The sequence below is a fragment of the Sporomusaceae bacterium ACPt genome (assembly GCA_041428575.1).
Lineage (GTDB): Bacteria > Bacillota > Negativicutes > Sporomusales > Sporomusaceae > Sporomusa_D > Sporomusa_D carbonis.
In genome coordinates this window covers 1,800,884-1,824,385 of record CP155570.1, presented here as the reverse complement: position 1 = coordinate 1,824,385, position 23,502 = coordinate 1,800,884, and the positions used below count along the sequence as shown (strand labels likewise).

23 protein-coding genes and 1 riboswitch are annotated in these 23,502 nt (G+C 46.0%); of the genes, 22 read left to right on the top strand and 1 reads right to left on the bottom strand.

What is annotated here, in order from left to right:
* Window positions 1-47 precede the first annotated feature (47 nt).
* The 20 genes from priA (at window position 48) to hslO (ending at window position 20,638) form a co-directional block, all read left to right on the top strand.
* On the top strand, window positions 48-2,468 hold the full coding sequence (gene priA, locus SCACP_RS09225) for a primosomal protein N' (RefSeq protein ID WP_425061041.1): 2,421 nt from the start codon (window positions 48-50) through the stop codon (window positions 2,466-2,468).
* Between the two features lie 71 nt (window positions 2,469-2,539).
* Window positions 2,540-2,992, top strand: a complete 453-nt coding sequence (gene def, locus SCACP_RS09220) for a peptide deformylase (RefSeq protein WP_425061040.1) — start codon at window positions 2,540-2,542, stop codon at window positions 2,990-2,992.
* A gap of 8 nt (window positions 2,993-3,000) precedes the next feature.
* Window positions 3,001-3,942, top strand: coding sequence for a methionyl-tRNA formyltransferase (gene fmt, locus SCACP_RS09215; protein ID WP_425061039.1), 942 nt, complete (start codon window positions 3,001-3,003; stop codon window positions 3,940-3,942).
* 13 nt (window positions 3,943-3,955) lie between these two features.
* Window positions 3,956-4,756, top strand: a complete 801-nt coding sequence (locus tag SCACP_RS09210; RefSeq protein ID WP_425061038.1) for a DUF116 domain-containing protein — start codon at window positions 3,956-3,958, stop codon at window positions 4,754-4,756.
* Window positions 4,753-6,111 (top strand): 16S rRNA (cytosine(967)-C(5))-methyltransferase RsmB, encoded by a 1,359-nt coding sequence (rsmB, locus tag SCACP_RS09205; protein WP_425061037.1) that lies wholly within the window; start codon window positions 4,753-4,755, stop codon window positions 6,109-6,111. Before SCACP_RS09210 ends, rsmB begins: the two co-directional genes overlap by 4 nt.
* Window positions 6,112-6,123: 12 nt before the next feature.
* A complete protein-coding gene (gene rlmN, locus SCACP_RS09200; RefSeq protein ID WP_425061036.1) occupies window positions 6,124-7,188 on the top strand; it encodes a 23S rRNA (adenine(2503)-C(2))-methyltransferase RlmN in 1,065 nt (354 codons plus the stop codon).
* Between the two features lie 65 nt (window positions 7,189-7,253).
* A complete protein-coding gene (locus tag SCACP_RS09195; RefSeq protein WP_425061035.1) occupies window positions 7,254-8,066 on the top strand; it encodes an FhaA domain-containing protein in 813 nt (270 codons plus the stop codon).
* Window position 8,067: 1 nt separating this feature from the next.
* Window positions 8,068-8,553 (top strand): FHA domain-containing protein, encoded by a 486-nt coding sequence (locus SCACP_RS09190; protein WP_425061034.1) that lies wholly within the window; start codon window positions 8,068-8,070, stop codon window positions 8,551-8,553.
* Between the two features lie 5 nt (window positions 8,554-8,558).
* Complete coding sequence (locus tag SCACP_RS09185) at window positions 8,559-9,272, top strand: Stp1/IreP family PP2C-type Ser/Thr phosphatase (RefSeq protein WP_425061033.1); 714 nt, start codon at window positions 8,559-8,561, stop codon at window positions 9,270-9,272.
* Window positions 9,273-9,275: 3 nt separating this feature from the next.
* The gene (locus tag SCACP_RS09180; RefSeq protein ID WP_425061032.1) at window positions 9,276-10,541 is read left to right on the top strand and encodes an FtsW/RodA/SpoVE family cell cycle protein; all 1,266 of its coding nucleotides are present in this window, start codon (window positions 9,276-9,278) and stop codon (window positions 10,539-10,541) included.
* Window positions 10,531-11,955 carry a peptidoglycan D,D-transpeptidase FtsI family protein gene (locus SCACP_RS09175; RefSeq protein ID WP_425061031.1) on the top strand — a complete coding sequence of 475 codons (1,425 nt, stop codon included), beginning with the start codon at window positions 10,531-10,533 and terminating at the stop codon, window positions 11,953-11,955. The genes SCACP_RS09180 and SCACP_RS09175 overlap by 11 nt, the downstream gene beginning before the upstream one ends.
* 12 nt (window positions 11,956-11,967) lie before the next feature.
* Window positions 11,968-13,854, top strand: coding sequence for a Stk1 family PASTA domain-containing Ser/Thr kinase (pknB, locus tag SCACP_RS09170; RefSeq protein WP_425061030.1), 1,887 nt, complete (start codon window positions 11,968-11,970; stop codon window positions 13,852-13,854).
* 12 nt (window positions 13,855-13,866) lie between these two features.
* Entirely contained in the window at window positions 13,867-14,742 is an 876-nt protein-coding gene (gene rsgA, locus SCACP_RS09165) for a ribosome small subunit-dependent GTPase A (RefSeq protein ID WP_425061029.1), read from the top strand.
* Window positions 14,743-15,402, top strand: coding sequence for a ribulose-phosphate 3-epimerase (rpe, locus tag SCACP_RS09160; protein ID WP_425061028.1), 660 nt, complete (start codon window positions 14,743-14,745; stop codon window positions 15,400-15,402).
* A 55-nt stretch (window positions 15,403-15,457) separates the two neighbouring features.
* A riboswitch (FMN riboswitch) is annotated at window positions 15,458-15,591 on the top strand.
* A 101-nt stretch (window positions 15,592-15,692) separates the two neighbouring features.
* The gene (gene ribD / locus SCACP_RS09155) at window positions 15,693-16,832 is read left to right on the top strand and encodes a bifunctional diaminohydroxyphosphoribosylaminopyrimidine deaminase/5-amino-6-(5-phosphoribosylamino)uracil reductase RibD (RefSeq protein ID WP_425061027.1); all 1,140 of its coding nucleotides are present in this window, start codon (window positions 15,693-15,695) and stop codon (window positions 16,830-16,832) included.
* The gene (locus SCACP_RS09150) at window positions 16,795-17,448 is read left to right on the top strand and encodes a riboflavin synthase (RefSeq protein WP_425061026.1); all 654 of its coding nucleotides are present in this window, start codon (window positions 16,795-16,797) and stop codon (window positions 17,446-17,448) included. Before ribD ends, SCACP_RS09150 begins: the two co-directional genes overlap by 38 nt.
* A gap of 47 nt (window positions 17,449-17,495) precedes the next feature.
* Window positions 17,496-18,710 carry a bifunctional 3,4-dihydroxy-2-butanone-4-phosphate synthase/GTP cyclohydrolase II gene (locus SCACP_RS09145; RefSeq protein WP_425061025.1) on the top strand — a complete coding sequence of 405 codons (1,215 nt, stop codon included), beginning with the start codon at window positions 17,496-17,498 and terminating at the stop codon, window positions 18,708-18,710.
* Window positions 18,710-19,180 carry a 6,7-dimethyl-8-ribityllumazine synthase gene (ribE, locus tag SCACP_RS09140; protein ID WP_425061024.1) on the top strand — a complete coding sequence of 157 codons (471 nt, stop codon included), beginning with the start codon at window positions 18,710-18,712 and terminating at the stop codon, window positions 19,178-19,180. Before SCACP_RS09145 ends, ribE begins: the two co-directional genes overlap by 1 nt.
* 16 nt (window positions 19,181-19,196) lie before the next feature.
* Window positions 19,197-19,754 (top strand): phosphodiesterase, encoded by a 558-nt coding sequence (yfcE, locus tag SCACP_RS09135; protein WP_425061023.1) that lies wholly within the window; start codon window positions 19,197-19,199, stop codon window positions 19,752-19,754.
* A 14-nt stretch (window positions 19,755-19,768) separates the two neighbouring features.
* Window positions 19,769-20,638 (top strand): Hsp33 family molecular chaperone HslO, encoded by an 870-nt coding sequence (gene hslO, locus SCACP_RS09130; protein WP_425061022.1) that lies wholly within the window; start codon window positions 19,769-19,771, stop codon window positions 20,636-20,638.
* A gap of 103 nt (window positions 20,639-20,741) precedes the next feature.
* Here the strand turns inward: hslO and rpmB are convergent, their stop codons facing one another.
* A complete protein-coding gene (gene rpmB / locus SCACP_RS09125; RefSeq protein WP_425061021.1) occupies window positions 20,742-20,933 on the bottom strand; it encodes a 50S ribosomal protein L28 in 192 nt (63 codons plus the stop codon).
* Window positions 20,934-21,129: 196 nt separating this feature from the next.
* Between rpmB and SCACP_RS09120 the strand changes: the two genes are divergently transcribed.
* Together SCACP_RS09120 and recG are read left to right on the top strand one after the other, a co-directional pair.
* The gene (locus SCACP_RS09120; protein ID WP_425061020.1) at window positions 21,130-21,339 is read left to right on the top strand and encodes a DUF1858 domain-containing protein; all 210 of its coding nucleotides are present in this window, start codon (window positions 21,130-21,132) and stop codon (window positions 21,337-21,339) included.
* The gene (gene recG / locus SCACP_RS09115; protein ID WP_425061019.1) at window positions 21,314-23,413 is read left to right on the top strand and encodes an ATP-dependent DNA helicase RecG; all 2,100 of its coding nucleotides are present in this window, start codon (window positions 21,314-21,316) and stop codon (window positions 23,411-23,413) included. The genes SCACP_RS09120 and recG overlap by 26 nt, the downstream gene beginning before the upstream one ends.
* The last annotated feature ends 89 nt before the right edge of the window (window positions 23,414-23,502 follow it).

Genomic DNA, 23,502 nt, shown 5'->3' with positions numbered 1-23,502 from the left:
GGACTGATTAGTCCCCTTATCTTTATCCGATAATAAGTGGTGAAAATATGTCAAATACAGCGCAAGTAATTGTTAATATTCCGGCCCGCACCATTGATAAACCGTTCTCCTATGTCATTCCTGCCCATCTGGCTCATGTCGATGTGGGCTGGCGGGTGCTGGTACCGTTCGGAAACCGGAACATCGAAGCTTTTGTTATTGGCTTAGAAGCCGAAAACCCGGAAGGCTTAAAATCTATTCTTGACATTTTGGATGATTATCCTTGGTTTGATAACAATATGCTGGCCACAGCCAAATGGGTAAGCGAGTATTATTTATGCTCGTTGGCAGAAGCAATGCGACTATTTATTCCTGGTCACACGGGAATAAAAACCGAAAAATATTATCAGGCTCCCGACTCGGCAGATCTGGAACAGGCAGCCGTGGTATTGGCCAGTAAACCGGAAGAATACCGTACAGTGTTATCGTATATATATGAAAATGGTCCTGTTAATCTTACCCATCTGCGTAAACTGACAGGCAATATTGATGTTATACTCAAATTCTTTTTGCAGCGCAACTTAATTGTTCCGGTTAATACAGTGACGAAACGCGGCCGACCCAGTTATAAAACAATAGTTAATCTGGCGGTCAGCAGGGAAGTTGCTGCCCACGCCGAACAAACACTGCTCAAAACTAAACCGGCCCAACGTCGTCTATTAGCAGAACTGCTTTACCACCAACAGTTAGATACCACCCAAATACGCCGCTTAAATATTTCTCAGAATGCTGTGAAACAACTAATAGCAACAGGTCTGATAACGCCACGAAGCGTCCCCGTTATACGTAACAGCTATTCAAAAACAGTCACAAATTATCAAAACATTATGTTGACATCAGAACAACAAGCGGCACTTAGTTTAATTATTCCCGCAATTAAAGACAGCCATCAAAAATCCTTTTTAATTCACGGCGTCACGGGCAGCGGCAAAACTCAGGTTTATATCGAGGCGGTAGCGGCAGCACGTCAGCTTGGCCGGCAAGCTATAATACTGGTACCGGAAATTGCGTTAACCAGCCAAATTGTTTCCCGGTTTCGGGCAGCGTTCGGCGATGATATAGTTGTCATGCACAGCAAACTCTCGGTAGGGGAAAGGCATGATGCTTGGCGCCGCCTGCGCGCGGGAGAAGCCGGTATTGTTATCGGAGCACGTTCGGCCTTGTTTGCGCCAGTAAGCAATCTCGGAATAATAATAATTGATGAGGAACATGAGTTTACATACAAACAGGAAGAATCTCCCCGTTACCATGCCCGTGAAGTGGCGCTGATACGGGCCAAACTGTCGGGGAGTATAGTTATTCTGGGCAGCGCCACGCCCGCAATCGAGACATATTATGAGGCTCTTACGGGAAAACACACGCTGATTACCATGCAAAAGCGGGTTGACGATGCTCCCATGCCGCCTGTTACTGTTGTTGATATGCGCGAGGAATTGGCAAAAGGCCGCCGCAGTGTTATTTCTGAGGCCCTGCAAGAAATGCTTACCCAAGTCTTAGCCCGGAAAGAACAGGCTGTCATTTTGCTTAACCGCCGGGGCTATTCAACTTTTGTCCTTTGCCGCGAATGCGGGCATGTGTTAAAATGCCGCCATTGCGATATTGCTTTAGTGTACCACGCATCTGCTAATACTTTACGCTGTCATTATTGCCAGGAGCGGCACGCTGTGCCTGATACCTGCCCTGAATGCGGCAGCCGGTATATCCGTTATTTTGGCACAGGCACAGAGAAGGTGGAAGAAGCGCTTGCCACGCTATTCCCGGCCGCAAGAATTGTCCGCATGGATCAAGATACCACAGGCGCTAAAATGGCCCATGACAAAATATTATCAGCTTTCGCCGCCGGGGATTATGATATCCTTTTAGGTACCCAAATGGTGGCCAAAGGCCATGACATTCCTAATGTAACAGCGGTTGGTATTATTTCTGCTGACACTGCTCTTAACTTGCCTGATTTCCGGGCAGCCGAAAAAACATTTTCCCTGCTTACTCAGGCTGCCGGCCGGGCTGGCCGTGGCGTAAAGGCAGGACGGGTGATAATGCAGACTTACAATCCGGAACATTATGCCATTACTGCTGGTGCAGATCATAACTATCAAGGCTTCTATCAGAGTGAAATACAGTTTCGCCACCAGTTAAACTATCCCCCATATACAAAATTAATAAAAATTACCGTTCAGTCCGGCAATGAAGCTGGCGTTCACCACTCTGCCAGTCAGCTGGCAGCCCAACTTAATCAGTTACTTACAGCAACCGGGACATTAATTATAGGTCCTTTTCCAGCGTCAATTAATAAAATTAAAGATATTTTCCGGGTTAATATTATAATCAAAACTCATGATCTAAGCGGTGCAAGAAAGTGTATATCGGCTCTCGGCATTGCTAACCGCAAAGATATAATAATCGACATTGACCCGGTAAATGTTCTCTAGTTTGCCTAAATACTTTTCATGGCAGGATAAACTGTGGTAAAATTTTTCACAGATAGAGGAGGTATATCAAAATGGCAGTAATGGAAATAAAAAAGGCGGGCGATACAGTACTCAAAGAAATCGCCGCACCAGTTGATAAAATTGATCGTAAAATCAAACAATTGCTTGACAATATGGCTGAAACCATGTATGCGGCCGACGGAGTAGGACTGGCAGCACCACAAGTCGGCGTATCGCTAAGACTAGTGGTAATTGATATCGGCGAAGGTCTGATCGAGCTAATTAATCCTGAAATTATCGCCAGTGAAGGCTGCGAGAGTGGTAACGAAGGCTGCTTAAGCGTACCAGGTATGTACGGTGAAGTTGAAAGATACGCTACTGTCACTGTTGAAGCATTGAACCGAAACGGCAAGAAAATCCGGATTACCGGTTCCGGCCTATTGTCCAGGGCGCTACAGCATGAGATCGATCACCTTAATGGCATTCTGTTCATCGAATTGGCAAAAACCATACACAAGGGGTAATCTTTTTAATGGAAAAACTACGTACAATATTTATGGGAACGCCTGATTTTGCTGTTCCCTGCCTTGATATGCTGGTAACAGAAGGGTATCAGGTGGCGGCCGTTGTTACCCAGCCTGACCGCCCTAAAGGCCGCGGCCAAAAGTTAGCTTACTCCCCGGTCAAGGAAGCGGCAATAGCTTACAGTCTGCCGGTACTTCAGCCAACCAGTCTTAAAGATGATGATTTCTATAGCCAGATCAAGACGTTAAAACCTGATACAATTATTGTAGTGGCTTTCGGCCAGTTTTTACCCAAAAGACTGCTTGATTTACCACCTCTTGGTTGTATTAATGTACACGCGTCACTGTTACCCAAATACCGTGGTTCAGCGCCAATTCACTGGGCAATAATTAACGGGGAAACCACCACCGGTATTACTACCATGTATATGGATGTTGGTATGGATACCGGCGATATGATCTTAAAGGCCGAAATCCCAATTCTGCCGACAGATACTACAGGCAGTCTGCACGATAAATTAAAAGACTTAGGTGCTACCGTATTATCAGAAACTCTAAGAAAGCTGTCTACCGGACAGGTGCCCCGCCAGCCACAGAATGAGACTGAAGCTACTTATGCCCGAATGCTTAATCGTGAAACTGAGCGCATTGACTGGCATCAGCCGGCAACGACCATTCATAACTTAGTGCGCGGACTAAACCCTTGGCCGGTAGCGTACTGCAAGTACCAAAATAAATCATGGAAAATCTGGCAGACTAAAGTGTATAACGAGTTTGAGGTTTGTTCAAAACCTGGCCGGATTGCCCAGATAACCAAAGAGGGAATTATTGTAGAAACCGGCAAAGGAACAATTGAAGTACTGGAAGTACAGCCTGAATCCAAACGGCGGATGAGGGCTGGTGAGTGTGTTTGCGGCTATTGCCTGTCAGTAGGCGACATGTTTGAATAGAAGGTGGCATAATATGATTGACGTAGTACCGCGCCCCCGTAAACGTTTATTTTTGACATTAATTCTCATCAGTCTGGCAATCACAGCCCTGTCTAGCTATGGACTATGGATAGTCAGTCAACCAGGCCTTACAAATATCAGCAGCTATCTACCAATGATATTAGGAACACTTTTAGCAGCTCTCATCCTAGCGGTAGCCAGCGGTGTCTCAGGGATAATCTTAGCCATCCTTGGGTTTCCCACTCTCGGTATTTTTCAGGGGCTGGCGTGGTCAGCTGTCAATCTGTTATTCCCCATGGCCATATGCGTGGGCAAGTTGTTCGACTTTGACAAAGAGCGGGTTGAACGTTCCTTTATTGAAGTGAGCAACCACTTAATCAGGCAAAAGCATATAACGGTCAATCCCAATAAATTGCTGATACTTACGCCGCATTGTATGCAACAGGAAACTTGCCCCCATAAAATAACGCGCGATGTTTCCAACTGCCGCCGCTGCGGTAATTGTCAGATAGGCGATTTGTCTAAGCTGGCTGATAATTATGGCGTTCATTTAGCAATTGTAACCGGCGGTACACTAGCCCGAAGAGTCGTCAAAACCATTCGCCCCCAAGCGGTACTGGCCATTGCGTGTGAACGCGATCTGACCAGCGGCATTCAGGATGTTTTTCCGCTTCCGGTTATTGGCGTACTTAATGAAAGGCCTTTCGGTCCTTGCTGTAACACGCGCGTTGACCTTGATAAGGTCGAGCAGGCCATACTAAGTTTTTTACCTAAGGATAACCCAAGAAAAGTTAAAGACGGTGGCATCCAATGACTGCAAAAAAATTCGACGCCAGAGAAGTTGCGCTAAAAGTTATTAATGATGTTGAAATTAGCGGCGCCTATGCCAATATCGCTCTGGCGCAAGAGATAACCCGCCGGGGCGCACAAGGACAGCTTTCCGAGCAAGACCGGCGGTTTATAACCGAATTGGTATATGGTACGATAAAATGTGGCGCTACTTTGGACTGGATGCTCAGTCATTACCTGAGCCGACCTCTTGCTAAAGTGGCGCCTGTTATTAGAAATATATTGCGGCTAGGTATCTATCAACTGTTTTTTCTCGAAAAAGTACCAGTTTCAGCAGCCTGCAACCAAGCTGTAGAGTTAACGAAGAAATATGGGCATGCCGGTACTGTAAAATTTGTCAACGGCGTCCTAAGAAACGCCGCCCGCAGCCCGGAAAAAATTGTTTATCCAGACAGGGATAAGCAACCTGTAAAATACTTGGCCCTCAAATACTTTCACCCTGAATGGCTGGTAGACCGGTGGGTTAAGCGACTGGGTGCATCAACTTGTGAACAATTGTGTCAGGCTAACAATGTTACACCGCCGCTGTCAGTTCGCACCAATACCGTTAAAATTACCAGGGATGAACTAATAAACCGGTTAACAGCCGAAGGTGTAACATGCCAAGCTTCGTCTTGGACGCCTGAAGGCATAATATGTTATGAACATCCGGGGCTGGGATGGCTTAAATCACTTCAGGAAGGATTATTTCAAATACAGGATGAGAGCTCCATGCTGGTTGCCCATATCCTTGATCCTCAGCCGGGCGAATTTATCATTGATGCCTGCGGCGCGCCAGGCGGAAAGACAACTCATATTGCCAGCTTGATGAATAATACCGGACAAGTATTGTCAACTGATATTTATGAGCATAAACTGGCAATTACTCGCGAAAACGCCAGACGGCTTGGTCTGAATATAATTGAGACCAAAACGCTTGACGCCGTACACTTGGGACATACATATCCTTCCAAGGCAGACAGAGTGCTGGTTGACGCGCCATGCTCCGGTCTCGGAGTCCTGAGGCGCAAACCTGATTCCCGCTGGCGTAAATCTATTGAAATATTAGATGATTTGCCTAAGTTGCAAGCGGCTATTCTAGTGAGCGCGGCCCAGTGCGTCAAGCGGGGCGGTGTGCTGGTCTACAGCACTTGCACTACCGAACCCGCAGAGAACCAAGACATTGTAAATAGTTTTCTTAGCTCACATCCTGAATTTGTGCTGGATTCAGCCGGCCAGTACCTGCCGGGGAACAAGCGATCTGACACTATGCTCCAGCTTTGGCCGCATATTGATAAAGTAGATGGTTTTTTCATTACCCGTATGACACGGCAAAAGTAAGGTGGTGACAAGATGCAACCTGAAGAAGGTAAATTTGAATTATTCGGCTTGTTTGCACCCGAAATTGCCAGTGTGATACAACCGCTTGGATTACAGCAATACCGTGGCAAACAAATCGCCGAGTGGATATATCGTCATGGTGTGCGGGATTTTAATGCTATGACCAATCTATCAAAAGAACAACGTGTTGCGCTTGAACGCCGGTTTACTATTATTAAACCTGTACTAAAAGTCGAGCAACATTCAAGCGATGGCCGTACAAGCAAATTTTTACTGGCATTTGCTGACGGTATGGCAGTTGAAACTGTCCTCATGCGCCAGCCTTACGGAAACAGTGTCTGTATATCTACCCAGGTTGGCTGCGCCATGGGCTGTTCTTTTTGCGCGTCGACTTTAGGTGGTCTGGCACGAAACCTTACTGCCGGTGAAATTTTGGCTGAAGTGCTCTATGTAGCTGAACTATTAAAGGCCGAAGGAAAAAAAGTTGACTCCATTGTTATTATGGGTTCAGGTGAGCCATTGGCTAATTACGACAATGTACTAAAATTCATTCGTCTTATTCATGAACCGTATTGTCTGAATTTAAGTTATCGCAGCATAACTCTGTCGACTTCAGGATTGATTCCAGAGATTGACCGGTTAACCGGCGAAGGTCTGCCAATCACTTTGTCCATATCTTTACATGCGCCTAACAATGATCTACGTTCAAAACTAATGCCTATCAATAAACGTTACCCATTGGAACAATTGCTCACCGCCGTCGATAAATATGCTACAACTAACGGCCGGCGTGTTACCTATGAGTATACCTTAATTGCCGGTATCAACGACCAACCGGTCCATGCCAGGGAATTGACGGCAATCCTCCGGGGACGGCTGGCCAATGTCAATCTCATTCCCATTAATCCAGTGCCTGAACGCGGCCTGCTCCGCCCGAACGCGGCCGACATTACCAGATTTGAACAAATTTTAAAACAAGGACACGTAAATGTCACTGTCCGAAGGGAAATGGGAGTCGATATTGACGCCGCTTGCGGACAGCTACGCTACAAAGTTTTGTCAAAAATCAATGGTTAATTTTGACTAGATTGGTAATATCGCGTATAATAAGATGAGATTTGACTTGTGCCAATTTGTTTTGTATGATCGAAAAAAGTCTGGCCAATTTAGCGGGAGTGTTAAAGTTGAGGTTTGTCCGCGATATAGAGAATTTTTTTGAAAAATATATTGAAGATTTTTTTAATAAGCAATTTGCCAGCGGCTTACAGCCGGTGGAAATTGCCAAACGTTTAGCTCGGGAAATGGAAGACGAACGTATGGTTGGCGTTTCCCATGTATATGTTCCAAACCATTATGTAGTATATATCAACCGCGAAGACTATGACCGGCTGGAACCTTACGCATTGGCGGTATGCGGTGAACTGTCAGCATACCTAATCGAAGAGAGCAAACGAAGAGGTTATACTATTGCCGGTAGTCCCCAAGTCGAACTCTTTGCTGACGAAAAATTAGCCAAGCAAGACTTTAGGATTACGTCAAGTTTTACTGAAGCTCCCCATGACATAAGTTTAAACCAATGTGAAGACAGCGCCAATGCAAATGATACGAGAGTATTTGATAAGTTAGACCCGTCACTGCTGCTTGGCCGCCCGCAACAACAGTTGTTGCACGGCTTGCTTACAGTTGTTGCCGGCCTGGACACTGGCCTAAAGGTTGACTTCACAACCAACCGAATAAACATTGGCCGACGCAATACGAATGAGCTCCCCCTGACTGATATGAATACCTCGCGTCTGCATGCTTATATTGTTTACGAAGATAACTGTCATATTATTCACGATGCTAAAAGCCTTAATGGCACTTATGTCGATGGACACCGCATTACTCATAAGCAACTGAAAAGCGGCGACCGAATAAAAGTAGGTAACACCGTTATCTTATACGAGGTGAAATAGATTGCCGGGCAAAATGCAGGTACTCAATGCCATTGTAATATCCTTGCAGTATAGCCTAGTAATACTGCTCTATTACTTTTTATACCGTGTTGTTAAAATAGCGGTTCAGGACTTGAGCAAGCTTGTATCTGATGAACCGCAGGCACAATTATTTAGTCAGCAGCAACAGCCGCATGGCAGCGTTAATTCTGACCAGCCTAAACTAGTAGTTGTCGATGACAGACAATCGCCACTTACTCAAGCTGTTTTTATAATTGCGGATAGTTTGTCCATCGGGCGTGGTCAAGATAACGATTTAGTAATAAATGATACTTATGTTTCTCATGAGCATGCCTGCATATCTAAATCGAAACATAATTACTTATTAGCTGATTTAAACAGTACTAACGGCACTCTGCTCAATGGCCAACGGATTGAAGAAGAGACTGCTCTAACTGACGGCGATGTAATTCAAATCGGGGCGGTTACTCTTAAGTTTGAGAGGTGACTTCTATGCTGGCATTTGCACAGTCGGACATTGGTATGGTACGCAAAACCAATGAAGATAGTTATATTTTTTTGCCACCGCACCTGTTTGTAGTTGCCGATGGCATGGGCGGACATGTTGCGGGAGAGATTGCCAGCAACTTAGGAGCCAATACTATCCTTGAATATATAAAACACTATAGCCAACAATCAAATTGGGAACAAGTTCTAAAAGAAGCAATTATCCATGCTAATAAAATCATTTATCAAATGGCTCAGTGCAAAAGCGAGTGCCTGGGTATGGGCACTACTATAACAGCAATCTATATTGACGGACCGGAAGTACACTGGGGACACGTAGGCGATAGCCGGCTTTATTTGATTAGAGATAACAAACTTCATCAAGTAACCAGTGATCATTCTTTAGTCTGGGAACTGGTTCAAAGTGGTAGTATAACATTTGCCGAAGCTCAGGGCCATCCGCACCGTAATATTTTGACAAGAGCAGTAGGCACCAGTGAAACAATTTGTGTTGATTCCGGCAGCCTGGCTTGGCAGGTTGGCGATAGTCTGCTACTGTGTACTGACGGGTTAACCAATATGTTGACTGAAGAAGATATATTAACGATCTGCCTAAAACCGGAAAGCCCGCAGACTATTGTCACCCAGCTTATAAACCAGGCTAATGCAGCTGGCGGCTATGATAATATTACTGCAATTATCGTGCAATACAGGGATTAGGTTATGAATCAGACAAGATTAACCGAATTTAGTCTATTACTTATTGCCGGCCTAGTATTGTTAAATGGTTTTTTAGCGGTCATGTTAGCAAGTAATCAGTTTAATTATCAAAGTCTTAGCATTGTAGTCGGTTTAATCATTGGGTGGATGGTCATTTCGCTCTTTGTCCGGCGTTCGCTGTCAACCGCAGACCCGGTGTTGCTGCCTTTAGCCGTATGTTTATCCTCCATTGGCTTAACAATTATTTTGAGATTGCGGCCGGATCTGTTTATACCACAAGTAATGTGGATGACGGTCGGATTAATAGCCTTTGCTCTTACAGCCGTTGTTTTCCGGCAAATAGAAGTTATTGCTAGATATAAATACCTTTGCGGGATAACCGGTATTATCCTTTTGTTAATAACAATCGTTTTTGGCGTCGATATTAGCGGCAATAAAAACTGGGTTATATTGGGCCCAATAAGATTTCAACCGTCTGAATTCGCCAAACTGCTGATTATTATATTTTTGGCCGCCTATCTCAGCGAACGGCGGCAGTTATTAACGTTTGCCACCAGGCATTATGGCCCGTTAACCTTGCCACATCCGCGGTTTATAGCACCGCTTTTGGCATTATGGGGGCTAACCATGGCCATGCTTATTATCCAGCGGGATTTGGGAGCCGCCTTGTTGTATTTCGGTACTACTGTCACCATGACATATATGGCGAGCGGACGACTAAGCTATGTAGTCCTGGCGCTAGGTATGTTTTTTATAGGCTCAGTAGCATGCTACCTGCTCTTTCCCCATGTTCAAATCAGAATTGATATCTGGCTCAACCCGTGGGCTGACCCGACCGGGCACGCTTACCAAATTGTCCAGTCATTATTTGCTTTCGGTTCGGGAGGTGTTCTCGGCAGCGGCTTGACTTTCGGTTACCCTACTGTTATACCGGAAGTGCATACCGACTTCGTGTTTGCCGCAATCGGTGAAGAGCTGGGACTGGCCGGCACGGCTGCGACTCTTATTGCTTATATACTTGTTGTCTACCGGGCTTTCCGTATAGCGCTTATCTCGCCTACACCATTTACAATGCTACTGGCTGGTGGACTGGCAATAATTACCGCTCTACAAGTTTTTCTCATCATCGGCGGTGTTACCAAGTTTTTACCGCTAACCGGCATAACTTTGCCACTGATCAGTTACGGCGGCAGCTCTATGGTCTCAAGCTTTATCCTGCTGGGCATGTTATTTGCCGTATCGGAGGCGAAAGCGGCCAATGAAGACTAATAATACTCATCACAAAGCAATCCGTCGCAATATCCGCAATGCTGCACTGTTTTCCATTGCCCTGCTGGTAATACTGCTTGGCTATGTAACATACCTCCAGGTTATTGAAAGCAATACTCTTGCCTTTAATCCTCTTAACCGCCGCACAGCCGCCGCTGCTAACAAGGTTGAACGAGGTCAAATAACAGACAACCAGGGAAAAGTACTTGCATTCAGTGAACTGACAACCCAAAAAGAATATCGACGCAAATATCCTTATGGAGCAGTATTTGCCCATGTGGTAGGTTATGATAGTCCCAAATATGGCAAAGCAGGTATTGAAAGCGTATATGACGGTTACCTTTCCGGGCAAATAAACCCCGAACGGCGTTTAGGCGCTATTAGTCAGCTTTTTAAAAGTGCCGCTGGCAACAATGTTATGCTTACTATTGACGCCCGGCTTCAGGAAACTGCATACCGTGCACTAGGCAATAACCGTGGCGCAATTGTTGCTTTGTCGCCAGTGACCGGCGCAGTTTTAGCCATGGTCAGCCGTCCAGGCTTTGATCCGGACAGTATTGATGCCGAATGGAACAACATCTCGCAGGCTGCCGGCAGTCCGCTGTTGAACCGTGCTGCGCAGGGGCTGTATCCGCCTGGATCAATAATTAAAGTACTCGTGGCTGAAGCAGCAATGGCCGAGCACCTCGCCAACAGCAGCCGCGAATTTAATTGTACTGGCAAACTTAAAATCGGCCCAGATTATACACTGCCAGAAGCCAATAATAGGGCACACGGCAAGATCAACTTGACTGAGGCTCTGGCTGTGTCTTGCAACGTTACTTTTGGCCAACTGGCACTTGAACTGGGACGTGCAAAAATGGCCAAAACCTTTGACCGTTATGGCTTTTCGCAGCTTGTTGGCGGCGATATGCCCGACAACTTGCCAAAGCTGCCTGATTTCAGTCAGTTAAGTGATGGCGATTTGGCACAGACAGGCATCGGCCAAGGCAGTTTACTTGTTACACCGCTGAGAATGGCTATGCTGGCAAGTACTTTTGCCAATAAAGGAATTATGATGAAGCCATACTTGGTGCAAAAAATTACCGCTCCTGACGGCACAGTAATTAGCCAAACTGCACCAGAGAAATGGCTTTCGCCTGTAAACCCGGATCTTGCTGACCAGGTAGCACGCATGATGGTAGGTGTAGTAAAAGAGGGTACAGGCAGCGCAGCGGCAATACGCGGCGTTCAGGTTGCCGGTAAAACAGGCACAGCCGAAAACCCGCACTGTGCTCCTCATGCTTGGTTTATCGGTTTTGCGCCAGCAGATAATCCACAGGTTGTGGTAGCCGTAATCATTGAAAATGCCGGGTCCGGCGGCAGCGTAGCAGCACCAATAGCCGGCCAAATCCTGAGACAGGCACTACGTTAAGGGGGTGAAATAATGCTCAATCGCACACTTGATAACCGTTACACTATACTGGAACGTATTGGCGGCGGAGGAATGGCCGATGTATACCGGGCTCATGACAAGCTGCTTGACCGGTCAGTTGCAGTTAAAGTACTACGCTCGCAGTTTACTGACGATGAAGAGTTCGTAAGCCGTTTCCGGCGGGAAGCCCAGGCTGCAGCCAGGCTTTCTCACCCTAATATCGTCAATATCTATGATGTTGGTCGTGATGAACAAGCTTATTATATTATAATGGAATATATCTCGGGTGAAACTTTAAAGGATAAAATTGAGCGTGAAGCGCCGCTGCCTGTTGAAACGGCAGTACGAATAGCCATTGAAATCGCTGAAGCGCTTGAACATGCTCACCAAAACAATTTAGTGCATTGTGATATTAAACCACACAATATTTTGGTTACCCGATCAGGCCGGATTAAAGTAACTGACTTTGGCATCGCCAGAGCGGTTACTTCGGCAACAATGACTAACTCAGGCACAATTATTGGTTCAGTACATTACTTTTCGCCAGAACAGGCCAAAGGTACAGCCGTCGGGGCAAAGTCGGATATTTATTCTCTCGGCGTGGTTCTCTATGAAATGCTTACCGGCAGTGTGCCATTCACCGGCGAATCACCTATTGGCATTGCCCTTAAACATTTGCAGGAAGAACCAAAGCCGCCGCGGGAGCTTAATCCTGAAATACCGCCGCTTATCGAAGCAATAGTTGTCAAGGCCATGGCTAAAGACCCAGTGGCCAGGTTTACTGATATCGGTGAAATGATCGCCGACTTAAGGTTAGCACAAAATTATCTCAGGGATGACCGCACACGCCGCTTGTCGCGCAATGACTTTCCTACACAAGTTCTACCGCCGGTTACATCGCCGCCGGAACAGGAAAAACCTAAAACACCGCTTCAGTCAACCCATCATGCCGCACCATCTGAAAAAACAAAACTTTCCAAACCATGGCTATGGGGAATCCTGCTCTTCCTGCTGTTAGGTTCAGCTCTAGCAGCCTTTTTAGGATTTGGTAAATTTTGGAGTTTAAATGAAGTCACTGTGCCGGATGTTGTTGGAAAACAGGTGGATACGGCTCGCAATATTCTTCTTAGCAACAATCTTCGGGTATCAGTGTCTGACGCTTTTAGCGACAAGGTCCCGGCAGGCTATGTAATTTCTCAGCAGCCCGAGGCAGGGACAACGGTCAAGGAGCAACGGATGATAACCATCATAGTAAGCAAAGGTGGCGAAGTTACCGTTGTGCCAGATTTACGCGGACTCAACCGTCGCGATGCTGAACTCCAGATTAAAAATGCCGGCCTTAAATTGGGGCGAATTGACGAGCAGTTTTCCCAAGATACGCCACAAGACACAGTTATTAACCAGAATCCCCGTCCTCCGGCCCAAGTGACCAAAGGAACGGCAATTGATATCGTCATAAGTAAAGGAGCTAGCCCCAAAAAAGTAGTATTGCCTGATTTCCAAGGCTCGCTTCTTAGTACTGTTACTACCCAATTAGAAAGTTTAAAACTTAAGCAAGGTAAAGTTGCCGAAACCCCTAATGATAAATATCCGCCAGGAACCATTATCAGTCAGAACCCGCCCCCGGCCACAGAGGTAACCGAAGGTACAGCAATTGATTTTTCTATTGCCAAAGGAGTACCAGGTGCAGTCAAACGAGCGGTAGTACAGGTAACAGTACCTGATGGTCCGGCTCGCCAATCGCTCCAAATTGTCGTCACCGATGCTAATGGCCGCCGTGTTGTTTATGAGGGTACACATAAACCAGGCGAACGGGTGGAAAAAACGGTAGAAGGCGTAGGACAATTACGAGTTCAAGTTTATATTAACGATAAGTTGTTGCAGGAGCAAACTATCTAGCAGGAGGCTTTAATGCTGAACGGTATTGTAGTAAAAACATATAACAGTTATTACTATATACAGTCGGGTAGTAAAATTGTCACCTGTAATTTGCGTGGCCGATTTAAAAAGGAACGATTTTCCCTTCTTGTAGGTGACGAAGTAATTTATACAATGACTGGTCCCAATAAAGGTGTCATTGAAAAAATACTGCCACGGCGCAGCATGCTAAAACGCCCGATGGTGGCAAATGTCGACCAGGTTGTGCTGACATTTGCCGCTGTCAACCCGGATATTAAACCGGCTTTAGTTGATCGGTTTTTAGTTATTGCCGAGCTCTCAGAGCTTGAGATAATCATGTGCATCAACAAAACTGATCTTGCTGATGCTGAAACAGTCACAAATTTGGCACAGCATTATGAGCTAATTGGCTACAGAGTATTAAGTATAGCTGCCAAGACGGGAATGGGTATTGATAACCTGCGTTCACTGCTACATGACAAAATTTCCGTATTTGCCGGCCCGTCAGGTACCGGAAAGTCAACAATCCTTAACGCTATACAGCCAGGTCTCGAACTTACTACCGGCGAAGTCAGCCATAAGATTGGCCGTGGCAAACATACCACACGGTTTGCTGAACTGTTGCCCTTAGCCGGCGGCGGCTTTGTAGTCGATACCCCGGGCTTTAGCTTTACTGAGTTTACCGATATTAATGAGGCCCACCTAATGCACTGTTTTCCTGAAATAGCTAAAGTAGCGCCAGAATGCAAATTCAGCACCTGCCTCCATTATAAGGAGCCACAGTGTGCTGTTAAACAAGCAGTTGCAGCAGGCCGCATCCATGCTGCCAGATATCAGTCTTATCTTGAAATACTCGCTGAAATTAGAGAAAACAAGAAGGGATACTAGATGAACAATAACATAAAAATTGCGCCATCAATCTTGTCTGCCGACTTTTCCCGCCTGGCTGACGAGATCGAAAAAATAGAGCAGGCAGGCGCTGATTTAGTGCACATTGATATCATGGACGGACATTTCGTCCCTAACCTGACTTTCGGTCCACCGGTTGTTGCCGCTATCCGCAAAGTTACTAAGCTGCCGTTTGACGTCCATTTAATGGTCTCTAATCCTCAGAATTTAATTACCCCTTTTGTCCAAGCTGGCGCTGATATTATCACAGTCCATGCCGAGACTGCCCCCCATCTTCACCGGCTGATCCAAACTATAAAAGAACACGGTAAACAGGCCGGGGTGTCTTTAAACCCCTCAACACCACTGACTATAGTAGAAGAAGTGCTTAGCGACGTTGACATGATTCTCATTATGAGTGTCAACCCCGGTTTTGGCGGCCAACAGTTTATTCCAAACGCTGCTAATAAAATCACTCGCCTTAAAGCTATGCTTGATGAGCGCAACCTTCGTGTTAACATTGAAGTTGACGGTGGCATAAACGCTGCTACTGCCCGGCAAGTAGTGGCTGCCGGTGCCAATATTTTAGTGGCAGGGTCAGCTGTTTATGGCGCATCTGATCCTGCACAAGCCATTCGCGCAATACGAGGGCTTGATTAATATGTTATTAAGTGGTAACATATATTATGGATACTAAACTATAGACAAATTATATTTAAGCCTTTGGGGCAAGGTGAAAAAGAGCAATCTTTTAATTCCTGACCGGCGGTACAGCCCGCGAGCCGTTTTTACGGCTGATCTGGTAAAATTCCAGAGCCGACAGTAAAGTCTGGATGGTAAAAGGCGTAAGTATGCCGTTAAGGCATGTCTGGTTGTTGCCTTGAAACTGTTGATAGCCCCAAAGACTATCAACAGTTTTTTATTTTGCACAATAGTACTGGGGGCCTATTATGGATGAATATTACATGCACCAAGCTTTAACCATTGCCAAATATGCGGCAGGCCGCACCAGCCCCAATCCACTTGTTGGCGCAGTGATCGTTAAAAACGGGCGAATAGTAGGGCAGGGCTGGCACCGGCAAGCCGGAACGCCGCATGCCGAAATCCATGCCTTGGCGCAAGCCGGTGACCTGGCGAAAGGTGCAACACTATATGTCACTCTTGAACCGTGTTCACATTATGGTCGTACCGGCCCATGTGCTGATGCGCTAATCCAGGCCGGGATAAAAAAAGTCGTGGTCGCCATGACTGACCCCAACCCGTTGGTTGCCGGCCGCGGCGTTGCGAGGTTACGGACAGCAGGCCTAGAAGTGGTTGAGAATATCCTGGCTGCAGAAGCGGCCAAACTAAACGAAGTATTTATTAAATGGATAGCCACCGGTATGCCGTTTGGCATACTTAAGACAGCCATGTCACTTGACGGTAAAATTGCCGCCCGCACAGGCCATTCTAAATGGATAACAAGCCAAGCGTCCAGAACCTATGTCCATCAACTCCGCGACACCTGTGACGGCATTTTAACCGGAATTGGCACAGTACTAGCAGATAATCCGGAGCTTACTTCCCGCCTGCCTGACAGTAACGGCCAAAACCCGATAAGGATTATCGTCGACAGTATGGCGCGTACACCGCTTACTGCCAAAGTACTAACTGACGGTCAAGCGCCGACCATTATTGCCGTTACCCGTGATGCCCCGCCTGAACGCGTGACCGCCCTGCGAAATGCAGGAGCAGAAGTGCTTGAAATTGATAAAACTGCTGATGGTGTTAACCTTCGTCATCTATTCAAAATTCTGGGCGAGCGCCGCATTACCAGCATATTAATTGAAGGTGGCGCAGCCATTAATGCTTCAGCGCTGGCGGCTAATCTCGTTGACAAAGTATACTGTTTCATTGCTCCCAAAATAATTGGCGGTAAAACGGCACCAGGCCCGGTAGCCGGTGTTGGTATACCGACTATTGATCAGGCAACTCTGCTTGAGGATATAACTGCTGAACAAATCGATGCTGATATACTGATTAGCGGCTACATAAGCAGACGGGAGGGGCGAGATGTTTACCGGACTTGTGGAAGAATTGGGGAAAGTTAAAAGTATTGTGAGAGGCGCCAAATCAGTCCGCCTGACGGTGTCTGCCCGCAAAGTGCTTGACGATGTCAAACTCGGCGACAGCATTGCGGTAAATGGCACCTGTCTGACAGTCGTGGCTTTTAGCCAAGACTGGTTTACCGCCGATGTAATGCCTGAGACAGTAGATCGCACAGCACTCGCTGGACTTAAACCAGGCGACACGGTTAACCTGGAACGCTCGCTCCGGGTTGGCGACCGCCTGGGCGGCCATATTGTCAGCGGTCATATCGATGGCGTCGGAGTAATTTTAGCCAAGGAACAAAACGACAACGCCGTCATTGTTAAAATTAGTGCCGGGCCGGAGGTAATGCGCTACATCATTAAGAAAGGTTCGATCGCCGTCGACGGCACAAGCCTTACGGTTATTGATTTCGGCGCAGACTGGTTTACCGTTTCACTTATTCCGCACACTGCCGCTATGACTACCGTAGGAATCAAAACCACTGGCGAGCCGGTAAATCTGGAATCCGATGTCATCGGCAAATATGTCGAAAAGCTGCTCGGCTTAAATCAGGCGAGTAAGCCTACTGAAAAGATAACACTTGGTTTTCTTGAACAGCACGGTTTCACCTCATAAACCGCTTGCACATTATTGCAGATAACAAAGCAAATGGAGGGATTTACATGAAATTCAACACCATTGAGGAAGCTATTGATGATATAAAAAATGGCAAAATCATTGTTGTCGTTGATGATGAAGACAGGGAAAACGAAGGTGATTTGCTGATGGCGGCGGAAAAAGTAACGCCCGAAGCCATAAATTTTATGGCTACATACGGACGCGGACTTATTTGTATGCCAATCATTGGCAGTAGACTGGACGAATTAGATATTGGCGCCATGGTAACAGAAAACACTGACAATCATTGTACAGCCTTTACAGTATCTATTGACGCCAAGTCAGTAACTACCGGCATATCAGCTCCTGAACGGGCGATAACCGTCCAGACTGTGCTTGATCGTAATACTGTTAGCAGCGACCTCAGGCGGCCCGGCCATATTTTTCCGCTCCGTTATTGTGAAGGCGGCGTACTGCGTCGGGCTGGCCACACGGAAGCTGCTGTTGACATGGCTAAACTTGCCGGCCTTTATCCTGCAGGAGTCATTTGCGAAATCATGAACGATGACGGTACAATGGCCCGGACACCACAGCTGATGGAGTTTGTAAAAAAACATGACCTTAAAATAATCACTATCGCCGACCTAATAAAATACCGCAAAAAACATGAGCGGTTTATTACTAGAGCGGCCGAAACCAAGCTCCCGACTAAATATGGTGATTTTAAACTAATCGCTTATGAAAGCCAGCTTGATGACCAATGCCATATTGCGCTGGTAAAAGGCAATGTAGCCAACCAGCCAAATGTATTAGTCAGAGTTCACTCCGAGTGCCTTACCGGCGATGTACTAGGCTCATTGCGCTGCGATTGCGGTGAGCAGTTGGCTAGCGCCTTAAGACGCATCGAAAAAGAAGGATGCGGTGTGTTGCTCTATATGCGGCAAGAGGGGCGAGGCATAGGCCTGGCCAACAAAATCCGGGCCTATGCACTGCAAGATAAAGGAAAAGACACGGTTGAAGCTAATGAACTTCTGGGTTTTGCCCCTGATCTTAGGGATTACGGTATTGGTGCACAAATTTTAGCAGACCTGGGACTGACCAGCATCAGACTTCTTACAAATAATCCTCGGAAACGGGTAGGACTTGAAGGGTACGGCCTAACCATCACTGAACGGGTACCGCTTGAAATACGGGCCAACAAATTCAACCAACGTTATTTATTAGCAAAAAAATCTAAACTTGGCCATCTGCTAAAACAATACGAGGAGGCACAAAATTAATGGAAACGATTAAGACCTATGAGGGAAACTTAGTTGCGGAAGGATTAAAATTCGGCATTGTCATTGCACGGTTTAATGAGTTTATTACTAATAAGCTCTTGGGTGGGGCTTTGGATGCGCTTAAGCGGCACGGCGCTGCCAGCGAAAATGTAGAGGTTGCCTGGGTACCAGGTGCATTTGAAATTCCCCTTATTGCCAAAAAAATGGCCACAAGTAAGAAATATGACGCCATCATTTGTTTGGGTACAGTAATCAGAGGCAGCACCAGCCATTATGACTATGTATGCGCTGAAGTGTCAAAAGGTGTGGCCCATGTCGGTCTAGACAGCGGTATTCCCACAATTTTTGGCGTATTAACTACTGATACCATCGAACAAGCCATTGAACGGGCTGGTACCAAAGCTGGTAATAAAGGGTTTGACGCCGCTGTTTCGGCCATTGAAATGGCTAATCTGATAAAAGGCTTGTAACGGCCAGGAGGTCTGCATGAAAGTAGGAATCATCAGCGATACTCACGGCTGTCTGGAAACTTGGCAAAAAGTATTTGACCAGTATTTTCATGATACCGACTTAATAATCCATGCCGGCGATGTACTCTATCATGGACCGCGCAACGCTATTCCCGCTGAATATAATCCAAAACAACTGGCCGAAAAGCTTAACAATTGTCCGGTGCCGATTGTCACGGCCTGCGGCAATTGTGATACTGAAGTTGACGGAATGGTACTGACCCTGCCGGTCCAGTCGCCTTATACATACCTGATGCTAAACGGCTACAGAATCGTCGTAACCCATGGGCACAACTTGAGTGAAGAGGCTAAACAGGATATGGCCAAACGGCTAAAAGCCGATATGTTTATCACCGGACATACCCATGTAGCAGTCATGGAAAAAATAGACGGCATTATTTATTTAAACCCAGGTTCCCCGGGCATGACGAAACGCCCGGACGGACGCGGCACGGTCGCCTGGATAAATGAAAACAAAGTTGAAATACTAGATATAGCTACAGGCCAAATCATTGTGTCAGAATCACTGGTCTGATACCGGAGGTTACTATGCACGACCATCTTATCCGGGCAACTGCGCCCGGAATCCGCGCTTTTGCCGCAATTACCACCAATCTGGTGGAAGAGGCACGCCGGCGCCATAATTGTTTTCCCGTAGCCGCGGCTGCGCTAGGCCGCACTATGACTGGCGCCCTCTTACTGGCTGCTAATCTAAAAACAGTTGAAAGTCTCACTATCAGAATATCGGGCAACGGGCCATTGGGAGAGATTGTAGCTGACGCTTACGCCGATGGTACAGTACGCGGTTATGTCAAAAACCCCTTTGTAGATTTGCCGCTCAAAAACTCCAAGCTGGATGTAGGCCAAGCAGTAGGTAGCGGCCACATCTATGTCACCAGATTTGTTGACCTTAAACAGCCGTTTACCGGCAGCACCGAGCTTGTATCTGGTGAGATAGCTGAAGACATTACTCACTATCTGACCGTCTCAGAACAAACACCGTCAAGTGTCGCACTGGGTGTATTAGTCGCACCTGACACTACAGTAGCAGCAGCAGGTGGGTTCTTTATTCAGGCGCTGCCGGGAGCTGAAGACGGTGTACTTATTAAACTTGAAGATAATTTGCGCCAGTTACCGCCGGTTTCACAGTTAATACATAGCGGCCATAATGCCCAAGCTACCCTGGAAATTGTCTTTGCCGGACTGCCAATAACCGTTTATGATCAGACAGAACTTAGATTCAACTGTCTGTGTTCACGGGAAAAAGTTCAGAACATGCTGGTCAGTCTTGGCGCCCAGGAGATTAAAGAAATGATCGCCGAAGGACAGGCCGAGGTGTGTTGCCATTTTTGCAGTGAAAAATATCGGTTTGATGCTAAAGAATTAACCGATATTTTATTACAAATAGAATCAAAATAATGCTAGGCAAACACTAAAACCAGCGCTGCAAAAAGCGCTGGTTTTTTCTCCAAAATAAAAAGGACTTGTTATCAAGTCCTTTCATCGCTGTTTACTTAAGATATTATACCGCGCGTTGGATTTTACCGGAACGCAGACAACGGGTACAAACATTAACCCGTTTAACTTCGCCTTTAACTAATGCTTTAACTCTTTGTATGTTAGGTTTCCAGGTGCGCTTGGTTTTAAGGTTGGAATGACTGACATTGAAGCCGGAACGCTCACCTTTACCGCAAATTTCACAAACATTTGCCATCTATTTCCACCTCCTGTAGGACATATCCTCATGTACTCAACGTGACTATTTTATCATAATTTGTTTATAGTGTGCAAGGCCAAATCAACTTTTAAACATATATTTTCATATATGCCTTACAATTAGTGCGCAACAGCAGGAATTGTGCGTATTATATTGAAATTAGAAATAAGGAAATATAGAGGAGGGCGTATCTATGTTTACGAAAAATACTCCGATAATTGAGGCACTACGCTCACATCCGCATGCACGCGAAATTTTTGTCAAACACGGTATGGGCTGTATCGGCTGTATGGGATCACAGACTGAAACTATCGAAAACGGTGCCAATATGCACGATATTGATGTAGAAGCTTTGCTTGCGGAGTTAAACGCCCTGTATGATGTCAGCCAAAACAAAGCATAAGGTGATTGCTATTCAAAATCTGTGGTCAACAAAAATACAATTTTTAAAAGGTGTTGGCCCAGCCAATGCCGCCAAATTATCAAAATTGGGAATTTTTACCATTGGTCAACTTTTAGAGCATTATCCCCGCCGTTACGAAGACCGGAGTAAACTGAAGCTCATTGCCGAGTTGAGTGATGGAGTCTATGAGACATTTCGGGCAGTTGTTGTTAATGTTGGTGAATTAAAATCTCACCGTGGCCTGAAAATTGTAAAGATTGCCGTGAGGGATCAAACCGGACTAGCTCATCTGACCTGGTTCAACCAATCTTACATCAAAAATAAATACAAACAGGGCATGGAACTTATAATATCCGGTAAAATACAACGCCGGTTCAATACAATTGAAGTTAATAAGCCAGATATTGAACTTGCTGCTGAGTTCAATTCCGGCAGTGGACGGATTGTTCCTGTATACCCGGCCACCGAGGATGTTCCTCAATGGCAATTAAGAGCACTATTACGCCAAGCTGTAGATATTATCCAAATATCTGCAGGAACTGAAAGAACCGAATCATTACCTGCTGACATTATCTTCCAATACGGCTTAATGGACCGTCTGAAAGCGTTGGCTAGCATCCATTTTCCAGCAGACATGGAAACTTTAGCACAAGCCAGGCGTCGATTAGTGTTTGAGGAACTATACCTTTTGCAATGTGGGCTAGCATATCTAAAACAGAGAAATAAATACAGTTGTACCGGTGTTAAACATGCCCCTGATGGGGCGTTAATATCTAAGATAGAAAAAAGCCTGCCATTTACGCTGACTAACGATCAAATCCAGACAATACGCGAAATTAAAGCAGACATGGAAGATACCACTCCGATGCAGCGGCTTGTACAAGGTGATGTTGGTTCAGGTAAAACAGTAGTAGCTGCCCTGGCCCTAGCCAAAACGGTCGAAAATGGCTACCAGGGCGCCATGATGGCCCCAACAGAAATATTAGCTGAGCAGCATTATCATACTCTGGCCAGGCTGCTTGCCCCGCACGGCGTACGGCTGGCGATTCTGACAGGCAAGCTTACCCGTCGTGCTCGGGACGAAATTTTAGCACATATTAAAGATGGCATTATTGACATTGTTGTCGGCACCCATGCGCTTATTCAAGACGATGTTGAGTTTAAACATTTGGGTCTTGTTGTTACCGATGAACAACACCGGTTTGGTGTCCGCCAACGCGCCCGGCTAGAAGCCAAAGGCCAGCAGCCTGACGTATTAGTAATGACCGCCACGCCAATTCCCCGGACAATGGCCCTTACAGTATACGGCGACCTTGACGTATCAGTAATTCGTGAGCTCCCTCCCGGACGCCAGCCTGTTGCCACTTATGCCCGAGGCACTGACCGGCGGGAAAAAGTTTATTCGTTTGCCGTTAACCAAATCAAGGCAGGACGCCAAGTATATATTGTGTGCCCACTAGTTGAAGAATCAGAGAAAATTGAAGCACAATCAGCTGTAAAAATCTACGAAGAGTTGTCAACTTCATTTTTTAAAAATTATCAATGTGGCTTACTGCACGGGAAAATGAAATCCCAAGACAAAGATTCTGTCATGGCAGCCTTTGCCAACGGTGAAATTAAAGCCTTAATCACTACCACAGTTATTGAAGTAGGTGTCAATGTGCCTAATGCTACTGTTATGATTATTGAGGGCGCTGACAGATTTGGACTGGCCCAGTTGCATCAGTTGCGCGGCCGGGTTGGACGAGGTGAACATCAATCTTATTGTATTCTCTTGTCTGACAGCACTAATGAAGAAACTATTGAACGGCTAAAAATTTTAACCCAAGTTAGCGATGGTTTTGTTCTGGCAGAAAAAGACTTGCTACTCAGGGGGCCAGGTCAATTTTTTGGCACGATTCAGCATGGTATGCCTGATTTAAAAATTGCTGATATCATTAAAGATACCGATATTCTGCTTGAAGCCCGCCGTGCAGCACAACAAACAGTATGCACGCCTGAATATCTTGACACGGTATGGCAGACACTTTTAAACTGGTTTGGCGAAAAATTCAGCATGGTGTTTTGCAGGTAAAAAAAAAGGGGCGGCTTGAAAGCCGCCAATTATGGGAGAGGAGAAAATTTACATTACTAATATTGACATTTTACGTATGGTTTATACAT